The organism is Massilia sp. NBRC 108631, from assembly GCF_059704565.1.
This window is the reverse complement of record NZ_BAAKJE010000231.1, coordinates 1-338: the sequence shown is the minus strand read 5'-3', so window position 1 is coordinate 338 and position 338 is coordinate 1. Positions and strand designations below refer to the sequence as shown.

2 rRNA genes are annotated in these 338 nt (G+C 44.4%); both read right to left on the bottom strand.

Features of this window, described 5'->3' with window-relative positions:
* Positions 1–101 (bottom strand): 5S ribosomal RNA (gene rrf, locus AC6H42_RS25480); the annotation flags it as partial.
* 143 nt (positions 102–244) lie between these two features.
* Positions 245–338: ribosomal RNA gene (locus AC6H42_RS25475) — 23S ribosomal RNA — on the bottom strand; the annotation flags it as partial.

Here is a 338-nt window from a genome sequence, read left to right as displayed (position 1 = left end):
CCTACTTTCACACTGGTTGCAGCACTATCATCGGCGCAAAATCGTTTCACGGTCCTGTTCGGGATGGGAAGGGGTGGGACCGATTTGCTATGGTCATCAGGCTTTGACTTGTACAAGCTCAGTTCCCAATTGGGCAACTGCGCTTTAAAATTCAGAAGAAGTATTTTAATTTATTAAGGTAGGGATTGTCAATCAACAATTCACATTACAAAGAGCACTTCTCGCTATAACTTATCAATGTTATAGGGACAAGCCTTACGGGCAATTAGTACTGGTTAGCTTAATGCATTACTGCACTTCCACACCCAGCCTATCAACGTCCTGGTCTCGAACGACCC